Origin of the sequence: Stenotrophomonas sp. BIO128-Bstrain (assembly GCF_030128875.1) — a bacterium.
Lineage (GTDB): Bacteria > Pseudomonadota > Gammaproteobacteria > Xanthomonadales > Xanthomonadaceae > Stenotrophomonas > Stenotrophomonas bentonitica_A.
On record NZ_CP124620.1, the window covers coordinates 886,318 to 900,660 of the forward strand.

The 14,343-nt window shown below is 69.0% G+C and carries 17 protein-coding genes; 5 read left to right on the top strand and 12 right to left on the bottom strand.

The window, feature by feature from the left end; translation table 11 throughout:
- Nucleotides 1-9: 9 nt before the first annotated feature.
- The 9 genes from POS15_RS03990 to ccmA all read right to left on the bottom strand — a co-directional run bounded on the left by POS15_RS03990 (nt 10) and on the right by ccmA (nt 6,867).
- On the bottom strand, nt 10-1,038 hold the full coding sequence (locus tag POS15_RS03990; protein WP_026069728.1) for a tetratricopeptide repeat protein: 1,029 nt from the start codon (nt 1,036-1,038) through the stop codon (nt 10-12).
- Nucleotides 1,032-1,418, bottom strand: a complete 387-nt coding sequence (locus POS15_RS03995; protein WP_046273306.1) for a cytochrome c-type biogenesis protein — start codon at nt 1,416-1,418, stop codon at nt 1,032-1,034. Before POS15_RS03995 ends, POS15_RS03990 begins: the two co-directional genes overlap by 7 nt.
- Nucleotides 1,419-1,482: 64 nt before the next feature.
- A complete protein-coding gene (locus POS15_RS04000; protein WP_019182862.1) occupies nt 1,483-2,094 on the bottom strand; it encodes a DsbE family thiol:disulfide interchange protein in 612 nt (203 codons plus the stop codon).
- Between the two features lie 9 nt (nt 2,095-2,103).
- The gene (locus POS15_RS04005) at nt 2,104-4,017 is read right to left on the bottom strand and encodes a heme lyase CcmF/NrfE family subunit (RefSeq protein WP_284129037.1); all 1,914 of its coding nucleotides are present in this window, start codon (nt 4,015-4,017) and stop codon (nt 2,104-2,106) included.
- On the bottom strand, nt 4,018-4,479 hold the full coding sequence (ccmE, locus tag POS15_RS04010) for a cytochrome c maturation protein CcmE (RefSeq protein WP_019182864.1): 462 nt from the start codon (nt 4,477-4,479) through the stop codon (nt 4,018-4,020).
- Nucleotides 4,476-4,661 carry a heme exporter protein CcmD gene (gene ccmD / locus POS15_RS04015; RefSeq protein WP_019182865.1) on the bottom strand — a complete coding sequence of 62 codons (186 nt, stop codon included), beginning with the start codon at nt 4,659-4,661 and terminating at the stop codon, nt 4,476-4,478. Before ccmD ends, ccmE begins: the two co-directional genes overlap by 4 nt.
- Nucleotides 4,658-5,422 carry a heme ABC transporter permease CcmC gene (ccmC, locus tag POS15_RS04020; RefSeq protein WP_019182866.1) on the bottom strand — a complete coding sequence of 255 codons (765 nt, stop codon included), beginning with the start codon at nt 5,420-5,422 and terminating at the stop codon, nt 4,658-4,660. Before ccmC ends, ccmD begins: the two co-directional genes overlap by 4 nt.
- Nucleotides 5,423-5,545: 123 nt before the next feature.
- Nucleotides 5,546-6,241: a heme exporter protein CcmB gene (gene ccmB / locus POS15_RS04025; protein WP_019182867.1), complete on the bottom strand. Its 696-nt coding sequence runs from the start codon at nt 6,239-6,241 to the stop codon at nt 5,546-5,548.
- Nucleotides 6,238-6,867, bottom strand: coding sequence for a heme ABC exporter ATP-binding protein CcmA (ccmA, locus tag POS15_RS04030; RefSeq protein ID WP_019182868.1), 630 nt, complete (start codon nt 6,865-6,867; stop codon nt 6,238-6,240). The genes ccmB and ccmA overlap by 4 nt, the downstream gene beginning before the upstream one ends.
- 102 nt (nt 6,868-6,969) lie before the next feature.
- On the opposite strand from ccmA, the gene POS15_RS04035 reads away from it, so the two are divergent.
- The 3 genes from POS15_RS04035 (at nt 6,970) to POS15_RS04045 (ending at nt 9,560) form a co-directional block, all read left to right on the top strand.
- Nucleotides 6,970-8,118, top strand: coding sequence for a pyridoxal phosphate-dependent aminotransferase (locus POS15_RS04035; protein WP_026069730.1), 1,149 nt, complete (start codon nt 6,970-6,972; stop codon nt 8,116-8,118).
- A 17-nt stretch (nt 8,119-8,135) separates the two neighbouring features.
- A complete protein-coding gene (locus tag POS15_RS04040; protein ID WP_026069731.1) occupies nt 8,136-8,942 on the top strand; it encodes an amidohydrolase in 807 nt (268 codons plus the stop codon).
- Between the two features lie 183 nt (nt 8,943-9,125).
- On the top strand, nt 9,126-9,560 hold the full coding sequence (locus tag POS15_RS04045) for a hypothetical protein (RefSeq protein ID WP_019182871.1): 435 nt from the start codon (nt 9,126-9,128) through the stop codon (nt 9,558-9,560).
- A 150-nt stretch (nt 9,561-9,710) separates the two neighbouring features.
- Here the strand turns inward: POS15_RS04045 and POS15_RS04050 are convergent, their stop codons facing one another.
- From POS15_RS04050 to POS15_RS04060, 3 genes are read right to left on the bottom strand one after another with little or no spacing between them, the layout of a single operon-like run.
- Entirely contained in the window at nt 9,711-11,471 is a 1,761-nt protein-coding gene (locus POS15_RS04050; RefSeq protein ID WP_261996998.1) for a pseudouridine synthase, read from the bottom strand.
- Nucleotides 11,464-12,501, bottom strand: coding sequence for an SMC-Scp complex subunit ScpB (scpB, locus tag POS15_RS04055; protein ID WP_019182873.1), 1,038 nt, complete (start codon nt 12,499-12,501; stop codon nt 11,464-11,466). Before scpB ends, POS15_RS04050 begins: the two co-directional genes overlap by 8 nt.
- Before the next feature lie 15 nt (nt 12,502-12,516).
- Nucleotides 12,517-13,548 (bottom strand): ScpA family protein, encoded by a 1,032-nt coding sequence (locus POS15_RS04060; RefSeq protein ID WP_284129038.1) that lies wholly within the window; start codon nt 13,546-13,548, stop codon nt 12,517-12,519.
- Between the two features lie 220 nt (nt 13,549-13,768).
- Between POS15_RS04060 and POS15_RS04065 the strand changes: the two genes are divergently transcribed.
- Together POS15_RS04065 and POS15_RS04070 are read left to right on the top strand one after the other, a co-directional pair.
- On the top strand, nt 13,769-14,068 hold the full coding sequence (locus POS15_RS04065) for a YciI family protein (RefSeq protein WP_019182875.1): 300 nt from the start codon (nt 13,769-13,771) through the stop codon (nt 14,066-14,068).
- Nucleotides 14,065-14,334: a BolA family protein gene (locus POS15_RS04070; RefSeq protein ID WP_070470362.1), complete on the top strand. Its 270-nt coding sequence runs from the start codon at nt 14,065-14,067 to the stop codon at nt 14,332-14,334. Before POS15_RS04065 ends, POS15_RS04070 begins: the two co-directional genes overlap by 4 nt.
- Nucleotides 14,335-14,343 lie beyond the last annotated feature (9 nt).

Here is a 14,343-nt window from a genome sequence, read left to right on the forward strand (position 1 = left end):
GCGCACCGATCAAGGGCGATCAAACACCAGTGGCACCGGCCCGGCATGCGGCAGGCGCACCCGTACCGGGGCGGTTTCCACATCGTCCGGCTGGCGGTTGGCCTGGCCCGAACGCGACAGCCGCGCGAAGACCTCCACCTCCTGCACCTGCGACAGCGTGCTGGTCGGCATCGGGCTGTCGCCATCGCCGAGCGTGACCACCAACGGCAACCGGCTGGCCGGATGTTTCTGTACGGCGATCGGCATCGGCGGGCCGTCGGGTGCGCGCGCGATCACGAACACCGTGGCGTTGGCCAGCGCCGGATCCGGAGCGGTTTCCGACGCGAACCGCACCTGTACCGCGAGCGCGTGGTTCCCGGCCGCCGCAGGGGCCGCCGCAGGGGCCGGCGTCTCCGGCAGGGGCGGGAGGCCGGCATTGCTGCGCGCGATGGCGATCTGCTCGCGCAGCGCGCGCGCCGCGCCCGGCTTCAGCCGTGGCAGCAGGGCTTCCCAGGCGGCCGCAGCCTCGGCGTCCTGCCCGCGCTGACGCAGCGCGATGCCGATCAGCCAGCCAGCGCGTTCGCTCTCCGGCGCGAGCGCGTTGGCGTGGCGCAGCCACTGCAGGGCCTGGTCATCGAATTGTTTGCCCGGCGCTGCCTGGGCCCGTGCCTGGGCCGCTTCGACCAGCACGCCAGGGTCGTCCGGCGCGAGCCGCACGGCCCGGTCGAACGCCGCCGTGGCCTCGTCCAGCTTGCCCAGCGCCAGCTGCGAGCGGCCGAGCAGTGCCCAGCCATCGGCGCGTTGCGGATCTTTCGCCAGCGCCTGCTCCAACGCCTGGACGCCATCTTCCAGCGTGGCGGGCTCGTCGTTGGCCGCGGTCCGCTCGGCGGCATCCGGCGTGCCGACCAGCAGGTACAGCGCGCCACCGGCCAACCCAAGGGCCAGCATCGCGATCACGAAGGGGCCGCGTTGGCCGCCTGCACGCAGCGGCCGCAACACGAGTGCAGCGACGGCAGCGGCGACGACCGCAGCGCTCAGGGCCATCCAGAGACTCACCAGCGCTCCTCGCTCTTGTCCATCGGTTCGATCCCACGGCTGCGACGGCGCACCACCCAGATCAATACGCCGGCACCGATCAGCAATGCCACCGGCGGGCCGAACCAGAGCAGCGCATTGCGGGCCTCCATCGGCGGCCGGTACAGCACGAACTCGCCATAGCGGTCGACCAGGAACTGCTTGATCTGTGCATCGCTGTTGCCCTGCTGCATCAGCACCAGCACTTCCCGGCGCAGGTCGTGCGCGATCTGCGCATTGGAATCGGCCAGCGACTGGTTCTGGCACTGCACGCAGCGCAGCTCGGCAGCCAGCGCATGGAAACGGGCTTCCTCGGCGGCGTCGCGGTACTGCAACGGGGTCGGGTCGGAGACGGCCTGCGCCATCACCGGCAACGCCACGGCCAGCGTCAGCGCGATCAGCACGACGCTGGCCAGCCGGACAAGGCGGTTACGGCGAAGCGGGCAGCTGCGGCTGGGCATCGGCATGGGCACGCTCCACCTTTTCCAGTTCCGGGATCAGCTGGGTATCGATCACGCGCTGGCTGAGCGCGCCGCTGTACTTCCAGCGCACCACGCCGCTGGCGTCGACCAGGAAGGTCTCGGGCGCGGCGGTGACGCCCCAGTCGATCGCAGTGCGGCCTTCGATGTCGCTCAGCACCAGCACGAACGGATTGCCCAGCTGTTCCAGCCAGCGCAGCGCATCGGCCGGCTCGTCCTTCCAGTTGTAGCCGATCACGCGCACGCGCTTGGTTTCGGCGAATCGGGTCAGGATCGGATGTTCGTCACGGCAGGCCGCGCACCAGCTGCCCCAGACATTGAGCACATACGGGGCGCCGCGCAGCTCGGTGCTGCTGACCTTGATGTGTGGATCGTGCAACACCGGCAGTTCGAAGGCCGGGGCCGGCTTGCCGATCAGCGCCGAGGGCAGCACGTCGCGGTCCGGTGCGCCGGATTTCATCACCCCGTAGATCATCAGCCCCAGCAGCCCGAAGAAGAACAGCACCCCGATGACGATGGCCACGGGCGGCAGCGGACGGGAGGCGGGGCGGGGATCGGACACGGGAAACTCCTAGGGACGACGGAAACGACGATCGGCAGCGGTGACGAAACCACCCAGCGCCATCAGCAGCGCGCCCAGCCAGATCCAGCGGACGAACGGTTTGATGTGCACGCGCACGGCCCATGCATTGTTGCCCAGCGACTCGCCGAGTGCCACGTAAACATCGCCGTTGAGACGGGCGTGGATGCCGGCCTCGGTCATCACCTGCCCGCCACTGGCGTACAGGCGTTTTTCCGGATGCAGCAGGGCCAGCTGGCGGTCATGCTGGAACACGCGCAGGTGGCCGCGATCGGCTACGTAGTTTGGTCCCTGCTGGTGGTCCACGCCTTCAAAACGCACCTCGTACGTGCCCACCACGAGCGACTGGCCCGGGGCCAGCGCGACTTCGCGCTGCACGTTCAAGGCCTCCACCAGCAGCGCGCCGGCCAGGAACACGGCCACGCCACCGTGGGCAAGCAGCATGCCGACCATTTCGGCGGTGAACTTCCCGTTGCCGCGCAGGCGGGTCCAGACGAAGCGCGCGGTACCCAGCGCCACCCAGGCCGCGCCGGTCAGGCCGGCGGCGGTCTTCAATGCGCCCTGCGGCGCCATGAAGTAGGCGACCACGCCGAGCAGCACGGCCAGCCCGGCCCACGGGGCCAGCATCGCCAACCGGCGCGAGGCCTGGTCGCGCTGCCAGTTCACCAGCGGCCCGAACGGCAGCAGCGCCACCAGCGGCGCCATCAACACCACGAACAGCGTGCCGAAGTAGGGCGGCCCCACCGACACCTTGCCCAGACCCAGGGCATCGGCCAGCAACGGGTACAGCGTGCCGAGCAGGACCATGCCGCAGGCCGCGGCGAGCAGCAGGTTGTTGGCCAGCAGCAGGGTCTCGCGCGAGGTCGGCAGGAAGCCACGGCGCGGGTCGTCACTGGTCAGCGCACCGGAGCGCAGCGCGTACAGCAGCAGCGCGCCGCCGATCACCAGCGCCAGGAAGATCAGGATGAAGGTGCCGCGCGAGGGATCGGCGGCGAACGAGTGCACGCTGGTCAGCACGCCCGAGCGCACCAGGAAGGTGCCGAGCAGCGACAGTGCGAAGGCAGCGATCGCCAGCAGCAGCGTCCAGCTGGCGAAACTGCCGCGCTTTTCAGTGACGGCCTGCGAGTGGATCAGCGCCGCACCGGCCAGCCAGGGCATGAAGCTGGCGTTCTCGACCGGATCCCAGAACCACCAGCCGCCCCAGCCCAGTTCGTAATACGCCCACCAGCTGCCCAGTGCGATGCCGATGGTCAGGAAGCCCCAGGCCACGTTGGTCCACGGCCGCGTCCAGCGCAGCCAGCGCGCGTCCACGCGGCCTTCCAGCAGTACGGCGATCGCGAATGCGAACGGCACCGAGAAACCCACGTAGCCGATGTACAGCATCGGCGGGTGGATGATCAGCCCGGGATCCTGCAGCAGCGGGTTGAGGTCACGTCCTTCCAGCGGCGCCGGAATGAGCCGCGCGAAGGGATTGGAGGTGAAGATCAGGAACGCGAGGAAGCCGATGCTGATGATGCCGAGTACCCCGAGCACGCGCGCGCAGACCTCGGCCGGCAGCCGCTTGGACCACAGCGCAACCGCGCCGCACCACAGCGCCAGCACCAGCGCCCACAGCAGCAGCGAGCCTTCATGCGCGCCCCAGACCGCCGAGTAACGGTAGGCCAGCGGCAGCAGCGAGTTGGAATTCTCGGCCACATAGCGCACCGAGAAATCCTGGGTGACGAAGACTGCTGTCAGCACGCCGAACGCGCCCAGCAGCAGCGCCAGCTGGGCGTACGCCGCCGGTCGCGCCACCGCCATCCACGTGGCGCGGCCACGATGGGCGCCCCACAACGGCAGCACGGTCTGCAGCACGGCCATCAACAGCGCGGTGACCAGCAGGATCTGCCCCAGTTCCGGCAGCACTCAGTACGTCTCCGGTGCCGGCACGGGCACATCGTGCTTGGTGTGCGCCTGGCCCATTTTGTCGGCCACTTCCTTGGGCATGTAGGTTTCGTCGTGCTTGGCCAGCACTTCTTCGGCGACGAAGCGGCCGTCCTGCAGGCGCCCGGTCGCGACTACGGCGGTGCCTTCGGCGAACAGGTCCGGCAGGATCCGCGAGGTGACCACCGGCAGGGTGGCATCGCCATCGGTCACCACGAAGTGCGCATCCAGCGAGCCGGGCGCACGCTGCAGCGAGCCTTTGACCACCATGCCGCCCAGGCGGAACCGGGCATGGTCGCCGGCATCACCGCGCAGCACTTCGGAGGGCGTGTAGAGGTAGGCGATATTGCGTTGCAGGGCCATCGCCACCAGCGCGGTCGCCAGACCGGAGGCCAGCACCAGCAGCATCACCCAGAGCAGGCGGCGACGCCGGACCGGATTCATCGGGTCAGCTCCGGCGCGAGCGGCGGTGCGCTGCCGGCGGCCGTGCGGGCCTGCTGGCGCTGCTGGCGGCGCGCGGCCAGGCGGCGCGCCCAGCGCAGGCGCAGCCAGGAACCGATGGCATCGCTGCCCAGCACCAGCACGAACACCGCATAGGCGGCGATCACGTAGGGCAGGTGGGTCATGGGCGGGTGTCCTCCAGCGGTGCACGGGTGCCGGCGGTGACCCAGGCCTTGCCGGCCTCGCGCAGCAGGTTGTCGGCGCGGGCCTTGGCCAGCAGGGAGCCGGCGAACCACAGCTTGGTGCCGATCACCATCAGCCACAGTGGCAGCGCCATGCTGGCATCCAGCGTGGACTCGCCGAACAGGCGGATGGTCTGGCCCTGGTGCAGGCTGCCCCACCATTCCACGGAATAGCGGATCACCGGCAGCAGGCTCACCCCGACGATGGACAGCAGGCCCGCCGCGCGCGCGGCGCTGCGACGGTCCTCGATGGCGTGGTAAAGGCCGATCACGCCCAGGTACAGGAACAGCAGGATCAGCTCGGTGGTCATGCGCGGGTCCCAGTCCCACCAGGTGCCCCAGGTCGGCTTGCCCCAGATGCTGCCGGTCAGCAGGGTGATCAGGGTGAAGCCGGCGCCGAGCGGGGCGCAGGCCATCGCCAGTACCTCGCAGGTCTTGATCCGCCAGATCAGCGCGATCGCCGCGTACAGCGCCATCAGCGCGAACACGAACAGGCTCATCCACGCGCTGGGCACGTGGATGTAAAGAATGCGGAAACTGTCCAGCTGCTTGGAATCGGCCGGCACGACGGCCAGCGCCTGCCAGATACCGACCAGCAGCACCGGTACCGCCGCCAGGTAGAACACCCGCGACCAGCGCGCGGCGAAGCGGTCGAAGGTGGGCGGGGAACCGAGTTGGTGGAACCAGCGGACGATCGGGTGCATGCGGCAGTGGCTATCCAACGAAAGGCGGCGATGAAACGGACGTGGAGTGGCTCGGCAACGGATGACGCGGAGGCAGGTGACGCTCACAACACAGCACACGCCACCGACAGTACGCCATACCGCTCAACTCAGCGAGATGCGGATCGCCGCGGCTGTCGCCAGCGGGGCCAGCACCAGCGCCACCACCAGCCCGGCGCCCAGCATCAGCAGGGCGCCGATCGGGTCCTGGCCGCGGGCGACCGCGGCCACGCTGCCCGCGCCGAACACCAGCACCGGCACATACAGCGGCAGGGCCAGCAGCGCCACGAGAATACCAGAGCGCCGGATGCCGACCGTCAGCGCGGCGACCACCCCGCCGATGAGGCTCAACAACGGCGTTCCCAGCAGCAACGATGCCAGCAACATCGGCAGCTGGTCATGCGGCAGATGCAGCATTTCCGCCAGCAGCGGCGACATCACGATCAACGGCAGGGCGGTGGTGACCCAGTGCACCAGCACCCGCACCAGGACCAGCCAGGCCAGCGGAACCGGGGCCAGCAGCCATTGCTCCAGCGAGCCATCTTCGGCATCGCTGCGGAACAGCGAGTCCAGCGCCAGCTGGCCGGCCAGCAGCACCGCCAGCCACATCACCGCCGCGGCCACGCGCGCCATCGCCTCCGGGTCGCGGCCCAGCGCCAGTGCGAACAGCACCACCACCAGCAGTGCGAACAGCAAGGGCTGCAGCGCATCGCCGCGGCGCCGCCAGAGCAGGCGCATGTCGCGGGCAATCAGGGCCCGCGCGGTCTGCCACAGACCCGGTTCGGTTCCTGGCGCGATCATGCCGCCGCTCCCAGGGTCAGCAGGCGCGTGCGCACCGGGGGGGCCGCGTAGGCGCCGTGGGTGGTGACCAGGGCGGCGCCGCCGCTGCGCAGGTGCGCGGAAATCATGCGGTTCACCAGGTTGATGCCGTCCAGGTCGAGATTGGCGTAGGGCTCATCGAGCAGCCACAGCGGCGCGGGCGAGAGCCAGATGCGGGCCAGCGCCAGGCGGCGCTTCTGGCCGGCCGAGAGCTGTCGCACCAGGGTGTCTTCATGGCCGGCCAGGCCGACGATCGCCAGCGCGTTGCCGGGCATCTGGCGGGCGCGGCGGCCGTGCAGTCCGCACAGGAAATGCAGGTTCTCCAGCGTGTCCAGGTCCGGCTTGAGTGCGGGCAGGTGGCTGAGATAGGCCACATAGTGGGCGCGCTCCTTGTGCCCGGCGCGCTTGCCATCGATCTCCACCTGGCCGCTGCCGGCGCGCAGCAGCCCGGCCAGCACCCGCAGCAGGGTGGTCTTGCCGGCACCGTTGTCGCCCTGCACCAGCAGGGCTTCACCGGCATCCACGTGCAGGTCCAGCGGGCCGAAGACGGGTTCGTCGTTGCGACTGAAGCCAAGGCCATGCGCGGCCAGCAACGGAGGGGCGTTCAAGGGGCGGGATCTTTGCACCGGAATGGGCCGCCATTGTATCGGGGGAACGGGCCGGATGATTTGCGTACACTGGGAGTTCCCCCGGTTCTTTCCGTGCTGCCGATGCAACCGCAAACCAAGCTGCCCAAGGTGGGCACCACCATCTTCACCGTGATGTCCCAGCTCGCTGCCGAACACGGCGCGGTCAACCTTGGTCAGGGCTTTCCGGATTTCTCCGCACCGCAGCGGCTGATCGATGAAACCATCGCCGCGATGCAGGGCGGGCTCAACCAGTACCCGCCGATGACCGGCGTGGCGCCGCTGCGCCAGGCCATCGCGCAGAAGTCGCTGGACCTGTACGGCGCGCAGGTTGATCCGGACACCGAGATCACCGTCACCAGCGGCGCCACCGAGGCGATCTTCAATGCCATCCACGCCGTGGTCCGCCCGGGCGAGGAAGTGATCGTGCTCGACCCGGCCTACGACTGCTACGAACCGGCGATCGACCTGGCCGGTGCGCGCGCCGTGCACGTACCGCTGGACCCGCAGACCTTCGCGGTGGACTGGGACCGCGTGCGTTCGGCGATCAGCCCGCGCACCCGCCTGCTGATGGTCAACACCCCGCACAACCCGTCCGGCGCGATGCTCACGGCCGATGACATGCAGACCCTGGCCGATGTGCTGCGCGGCACCGACATCTACCTGATCTCCGATGAGGTGTACGAGCACATCATATACGACGGTCGCCGCCACGAATCCTCGCTGCGTCATCCGGAACTGCGCGAGCGCGCGTTCGTGATTTCCAGCTTCGGCAAGACCTACCACTGCACCGGCTGGAAGATCGGGTATGCGATCGCGCCGCCGGCGATGACCGCCGAATTCCGCAAGGTGCACCAGTACAACACCTTCACCAGTTTCGGGCCGGCCCAGTACGGCTTCGCCGCGATGATCCGCGACGAGCCGCAGCATCATCTGGAACTGGGCGCGTTCTACCAGGCCAAGCGCGACCGCTTCCGCGAGCAGCTGGCCGGTACCCGGCTCAAGGCGCTGCCGGTGCCGGGCGGTTATTTCCAGCTGGTGGATTACTCGGCGATCAGCGATCTGCCCGACCACGAATTCGTGAAGTGGCTGACGATCGAGAAGGGCGTGGCGGCGATCCCGCTGTCGCCGTTCTATGAGACCGCGCCCGCCGGCCAGCGCCTGGTTCGCCTGTGCTTTGCCAAGAACGACGCCACGATGGACGCGGCGATCGAACGCCTGCGGGCCCTGTGATGAGCACAGTGACCGAGCTGCAGGACCTGCGCATTTCCCTGGTCCAGGGCGACACTCGCTGGCACGACCCGGCCGGCAACCGCGCCCATTACGGCGCGCTGTTGGCGCCGCTGGCCGGGCAGACCGATCTGGTGATCCTGCCGGAAACCTTCACCAGTGGCTTCTCCAACGACGCCATCGACAAGGCCGAAGGCATGGACGGCCCCACGGTGGCGTGGATCCGCGAGCAGGCCGTGCGGCTGGGCGCGGCGGTGACCGGCAGCGTGCAGCTGCGGGTAGGCGAGGGCGTCTACAACCGTCTGCTGTGGGCCACGCCGGATGGCGAGCTGCAGTACTACGACAAGCGCCATCTGTTCCGTTACGGCGGCGAGCATGAGCGCTATGCCGCCGGCAGGGAGCGCCTGAGCGTGGAGTGGAAGGGCTGGCGGATCAATCCTCAGGTCTGCTACGACCTGCGTTTCCCGGTGTTCTGCCGCAACCGTTACAACGTAGAGCGCGCCGACCAGCTGGATTTCGATCTGCAGATTTTCGTGGCCAACTGGCCCTCGGCACGCGCCTACGCCTGGAAGACGCTGCTGCGCGCGCGCGCGATCGAGAACCTCTGCTACGTGGCGGCGGTCAACCGGATCGGCGTGGACGGCAACGAGCTGCATTACGCCGGCGACAGTGCCGTGATCGATTTCCTGGGCCAGCCACAGGTGGAAGTGCGCGAACGCGAGCAGGTGGTCACCACCGCCATCTCGGCAGCGGCCCTGGCCGCGCACCGCGCGCGCTTCCCGGCGATGCTTGATGCGGACAGCTTCAGCCTGCAGGAACGCAGCTGAAACGGTAGTGCCGGCCGCTGGCCGGCTCTGCACGTTGCAGGATTGCCTGGAGCCGGCCAGCGGCCGGCATTACCCGGGCCGCACGGCTGAACAGATGCCCGATGCGCGCGGTGTGCATCATCCGCGCCACACGCGCACGCTGCTAGATTCGGCGCGTTACCCCTTCAGTACGAGCGGACCCGCATGAAGAAGTTCTCCCTGGCATTGATCGCATTGGCCGGTATCTCGGCCGTCCCGGCTGCGCAGGCCGCCGGCAACATCGATTGCGAACTGCACTACAACCTGGCCGGGTGGTCGGTGCTGTACAAGACCGCTTCCGGCACGGGCACCATCCAGTGCGACAACGGCGCGCGCATTCCGGTCAAGATCACCGCCAAGGGCGGCGGCCTCACCGTGGGCAAGTCCAAGATCGTCGATGGCAAGGGCAAGTTCTCCGGCGCCTACTCGGTCAACGACCTGATCGGCTCCTATGCCGCCGTTGAAGCGCACGCAGGTGCTGACAAATCCAGCAATGCCCAGGTCATGACCAAGGGCGATATCTCACTGGCCCTGGCGGGCACCGGCAAGGGCTGGGACTTGGGCGTGGGGGTAGGCCGCTTCACCATCGAGCGACGTTGAGGGGTAGAGCCACGCCACGCGTGGCTGCACCACCGTCTCGGGCATGACGCGCAGCCACCCATGGGTGGCTCTACACGACCGGGTTGATCGCCGCCCGCGCGGACCCAACAAAAAACCCCGGCCGAAGCCGGGGTTTTTTTGTGTCACTGATCAGCCGCCGCGCGGGCCGCCACCACGGTGACCGCCGCCGCCCGGGCCACGGTTGCCGCCGGGACGACCGCCCGGGCCGCCCGGACCGCGACCACCCGGGCCCCGGTTGCCGCCCGGACCACCGGGGCCGCGATTGCCGCCAGGACCGCGCGCATTGGCGCCGCCCGGGCCACGGTTGCCACCCGGACCACCCGGACCGCGGTTGCCCGCCGGGCGCGCGCTGCCGTACGGGCTGGCGCCCGGATTGGCGTGGTCGGACGGGAAGCTCGGCGCATTGCCCGGATGGCCATACGGATGGCGGGACGGACCCTGGCCACCCTGGGCGCCGCGGTTGCCACCGCCGCCCGGACCGGCCGGACGGCCCTGGCCGCCATAACCGCCACGGCTTTCGCCACCGCCGGCATAACCGCCGCGGCCTTCAGCGCCGCCACCGTAGCTGCCGCGACCCGGGCCGCCTGCGCCACCCGGACCCTTCGGCTTGCCGTACGGACGGCCCTGGCCGCCGGCGCCTGCGCCGGCACCCGGACCGCGCGCACCCGGGCCACGGGCAGCGCCCGGGCCGGCATTGCGGTGGCCGCTCGGGCCGGTGCTGACACCGTCGGGCACATACCAGCTGCGGAACGCGGCCGGGTTGCCTTCCGGCAGCGCACGGTTGCCCTTGTCCGGGCGCGCCTTGAACGGGCGCTGCGACTGCTTGGCTGCTGCTTCGCCGCTGACCGTCAGGCCACCCTTGAAGCCGCCGCCCTTGCCGCCGCGGCCACGGCCGCGCTCTTCGCGCACGTTGTCGAAACGACGCAGTTCGCGGCCTTCATCGGCCGAGTTGTGGCCGTTGACGTAGGCGTTGCCACGGCCACCCTCGCGCGAGACGCGCACAGTGGTCTTGGCGGCGCGGCGCTGGCCGATCACCGGCTGCAGGGTCAGCGCCGACGGCGCGCCTTCTTCCAGCTTCAGTTCGGCGCGCAGCGCTTCGACCTGCTTGGCCGGCAGTTCGACCGACTGGCCACGCAGCAGTTCGCGCGGCAGGCTCACCTTGCCGTAGCGGGTGCGCTTCAGGCGGCTGACCTGGCAGCCCTGCGATTCCCACAGGCGGCGCACTTCGCGGTTGCGGCCTTCCTTGACGACCACGCGGAACCAGTCGTGCGAGTCGGTGCCGCCGATGCGTTCGATCTCGTCGAACTTGGCCGGGCCGTCTTCCAGCGCGACGCCACGGGCGAGGCGGTCGACGATGCTGTCCGGCACCTTCTCTTCGCCTTCCGGGGCACGCACGCGCACCACGTATTCGCGCTCGACCTCGTAGGAGGGATGCATCATCGCGTTGGCCAGCTCACCATCGGTGGTCGCCAGCAGCAGGCCGGTGGTGTTGATGTCCAGGCGGCCGATCGCGATCCAGCGCGCGCCCTTCAGGGCAGGCAGCGCTTCGAACACGGTCGGGCGACCTTCGGGATCTTCGCGCGTGGTCACTTCGCCTTCCGGCTTGTTGTAGGCCAGCACGCGCGACGTTTCGGTCAGCGCGGTGGCCACGAAGCCACGGCCGTCCAGTTCGACTTTGTCGCCGCTCTTGATCGACTGGCCGGTCTGCGCGACCTCGCCGTTGACCTTGACCAGGCCATCGGCGATGCGCTGTTCCAGCGCGCGGCGCGAACCCAGGCCTGCCTGCGCCAGCACTTTGTGCAGGCGCTCTTCGAGCTTGGGCTGTTCGGAGGCGGTTTCGCGCTTGAGCGAAAGCTTGTTCAACGACGGCTTGCGGGGGGTGTCACTCATTTACTTGGCTCCGGCCGGCAACGGATGCGTCGGCCTCTGGTTCGGGATCGGCTTCGTCAACAGCCACGGTCGTCTTCGCGACGGCGTTGTTTTCGGTTTCGTTCTGGGGCGCCGCGCGCTCTCCCGGCGCGGTATCGGGTTCGCCATCGCTGGCGGTCGTATCCGCGTCGTCGTCGGCAGGCGACAACGGCGCATGGGATGGGGTGTCCGAAGCGTCCGCATCGGCGGAAGCTTCGCTATTGTCCGGATCTGCCGGCTGCTCCGCCAGCCGCGCCGAGGCCAGCGCCACGCGGGCGGCCAGGCGGGCGGCGGCCGGGTCCACCGGGTCTGCAGGATCCACCGGCGCTGCAGGATCCAGCGGCTCCGCAGGGTCCGTCGGCGCCGGGGCGTCGTCGTCGTTGGCCGCGTCGCTGTCCAGCGCCGCATCCGGTGTCGCCGCGCCTGCGGGCAGGCGGCCGGCCGGCTGGCCTTCGCTGTCCAGCGGCAGCTGCGGTTCCAGCTCACCCAGGTCGCGCAGCTCGGACAGCGGCGGCAGTTCGTCCAGGCGCTTGAGGCCGAAATAATCCAGGAAGCCCTTGGTGGTGCCGAACAGCGCCGGCTTGCCGGGCACGTCGCGGTGGCCGATCACGCGGATCCATTCACGCTCTTCCAGGGCCTGGATGATGTTGCTGCTGACCGCCACGCCGCGGACCTGTTCGATCTCGCCGCGGGTGATCGGCTGGCGGTAGGCGATCAGGGCCAGCGTTTCCAGGGTGGCGCGGGTGTAGCGGGTCTTGCGTTCGGTCCACAGCCGGGTGATGTAACCGTGCACCTCGCTGGTGACCTGGAAGCGGAAGCCGGAGGCCACCTCGACCAGTTCCACGCCGCGATCCTGGCAGCCCTCGCGCAGCAGTTCCAGCGCGCGTTCGATGCTGCCCGGCGGTGCCGGTTCCTCTTCCGGGAACAGACCCTGCAGCTGCGCCAGCGTCAACGGCTCGCTGGCGGCCAGCAGGGCGCCTTCGACAATACGGTTGATCAGCGGTTGATCCATACGTGGGTCGGGTGCTCAGTCGGATTCGTTGGCGGCGTCGTTGTCGTCGAACTCACTGTTGAACTGCAGCGGTTCGTTGGTGTTGCCGGCGGCCAGGGACTTGACGTAGATCGGCGCCAGCGGAGCTTCCTGGACGATGTCCAGCAGCTGTTCCTTGGCCAGTTCGAGCAGGGCCAGGAAGGTGACCAGCACCCCCAGCTTGCCTTCTTCGGCGGTGAACAGCGTTTCAAACCGGTAGAACCTGCCGTCTTCCAGACGACCCAGCACGTCGCCCATCCGCTGGCGCACGCTCAGTGCCTCGCGTTTGATCGCGTGGCCGGTGAACAGCTCGGCGCGCTTGAGCACGTCGTGCAGCGCCATCAGCATTTCCTTCAGATCCACCGGCGGCGGCAGCTTGACGGCCGCGCGGTCGGGGACGAAGGCGTGGGCCACGGTGGTGTCGCGGTCCTGGCGGGGCAGGCTGTCGATGCCTTCGGCGGCCTGCTTGAAACGTTCGTACTCCTGCAGCCGGCGCACCAGCTCGGCGCGTGGATCGGCTTCCTCGCCCTCGATGCTGGGCGGCCGCGGCAGCAGCATCCGCGACTTCACTTCGGCCAGGATCGCCGCCATCACCAGGTATTCGGCCGCCAGTTCGAAGCGCAGCTCCTGCATGACGTTGATGTACTCGACGTACTGGCGGGTGATCTCGGCCACCGGGATGTCCAGGATGTCCAGGTTCTGCCGGCGGATCAGGTACAGCAGCAGGTCCAGTGGACCTTCGAAGGCATCCAGGATGACTTCCAGCGCGTCCGGTGGGATGTACAGGTCCTGCGGGATCTGCAGGACCGGCTGTCCATGCACCACGGCCAGCGGCATTTCCTGCTGCTGTGGGGCGGGCACTCGGGTTGGCGGGTTCGCGTCGGGCGCGAGTTCGGCAGTCATCAAATAGACGTCAGTATTGCAACGGACCGGTCGCCGCACCATGCCAGCGTCCGGAACGGTCCCGGGCGGCAGGATGGCAAGCCATGACACGCCTGGGTCGGCGCGGTTCCACACTTCAAACAGCAAGGCGCGCCGCGATGGGCAGCGACAGAACTACGGGGAGGTCGTCTACGTGTGCCGGTGTGGGGCAGTGGATCGGTCGTCGGCTGGCGGTGGAGCCGGGGGCCGACGGGGCGCTGCGTCCAGCCACGTGCAATGGAGCTAAGACTACGGGGTTGGGGCGCCAGTGTCCAGCCAGCCCCGCTAGAATGCGCGGGATCGATTCAACAAGACCTCGGAGTTGCCCGTGTGGTATGTGATTGAAGGCTATGACGGCACCGATGTGCTGGCCGCCCGTCTGGCGTCGCGCCCGGCCCATCTGGCCCGGCTGCAGGCCCTGCAGGATGAAGGCCGGCTGCTGCTGGCCGGCCCGTGCCCGGCCATCGACAGCGAAGATCCCGGCCCGGCCGGCTTCAGCGGCAGCGTGGTGATCGCCGCGTTCGATTCGCTGACCCACGCCCAGGACTGGGCCGCCGCCGATCCCTATGTGGAGGCGGGCGTCTACGTGCGCGTCCAGGTGCGTCCGTTCCGCAAGGTCCTGCCATGAACCGGGTCGAGCGTATCCGCGAGGCGCTGCAGCAGGCGCTGGATCCGGAGCTGCTGGAGGTCAAGGACGACAGTCATCGCCATGCCGGCCACGAGGGCGCGCGTGATGGTCGGGGGCACTTCAAGGTGCACGTGGTCAGCGCAGCCTTCGAAGGAAAGCTCCCGCTGGCGCGCCATCGGGCCGTCTATGCGGCCCTGGGGACGATGATGGAGACCGATATCCACGCGTTGTCCATTCGCGCCGAGACACCGGTCAAAAACCGCTGAAACCCTTGT

What these genes read in the sequence shown, in the direction of transcription:
- POS15_RS04045 (WP_019182871.1), top strand. Translation starts at nt 9,126, where the DNA reads ATGAAGAAGTTCTCCCTGGCATTGATCGCATTGGCCGGTATCTCGGCC.
- ccmD (WP_019182865.1), bottom strand. Translation starts at nt 4,661, where the DNA reads ATGACCCACCTGCCCTACGTGATCGCCGCCTATGCGGTGTTCGTGCTG.
- ccmB (WP_019182867.1), bottom strand. Translation starts at nt 6,241, where the DNA reads ATGATCGCGCCAGGAACCGAACCGGGTCTGTGGCAGACCGCGCGGGCC.
- POS15_RS03995 (WP_046273306.1), bottom strand. Translation starts at nt 1,418, where the DNA reads ATGGCGCAGGCCGTCTCCGACCCGACCCCGTTGCAGTACCGCGACGCC.
- ccmE (WP_019182864.1), bottom strand. Translation starts at nt 4,479, where the DNA reads ATGAATCCGGTCCGGCGTCGCCGCCTGCTCTGGGTGATGCTGCTGGTG.
- POS15_RS04050 (WP_261996998.1), bottom strand. Translation starts at nt 11,471, where the DNA reads ATGAGTGACACCCCCCGCAAGCCGTCGTTGAACAAGCTTTCGCTCAAG.
- POS15_RS04035 (WP_026069730.1), top strand. Translation starts at nt 6,970, where the DNA reads ATGCAACCGCAAACCAAGCTGCCCAAGGTGGGCACCACCATCTTCACC.
- POS15_RS04070 (WP_070470362.1), top strand. Translation starts at nt 14,065, where the DNA reads ATGAACCGGGTCGAGCGTATCCGCGAGGCGCTGCAGCAGGCGCTGGAT.
- scpB (WP_019182873.1), bottom strand. Translation starts at nt 12,501, where the DNA reads ATGGATCAACCGCTGATCAACCGTATTGTCGAAGGCGCCCTGCTGGCC.
- ccmC (WP_019182866.1), bottom strand. Translation starts at nt 5,422, where the DNA reads ATGCACCCGATCGTCCGCTGGTTCCACCAACTCGGTTCCCCGCCCACC.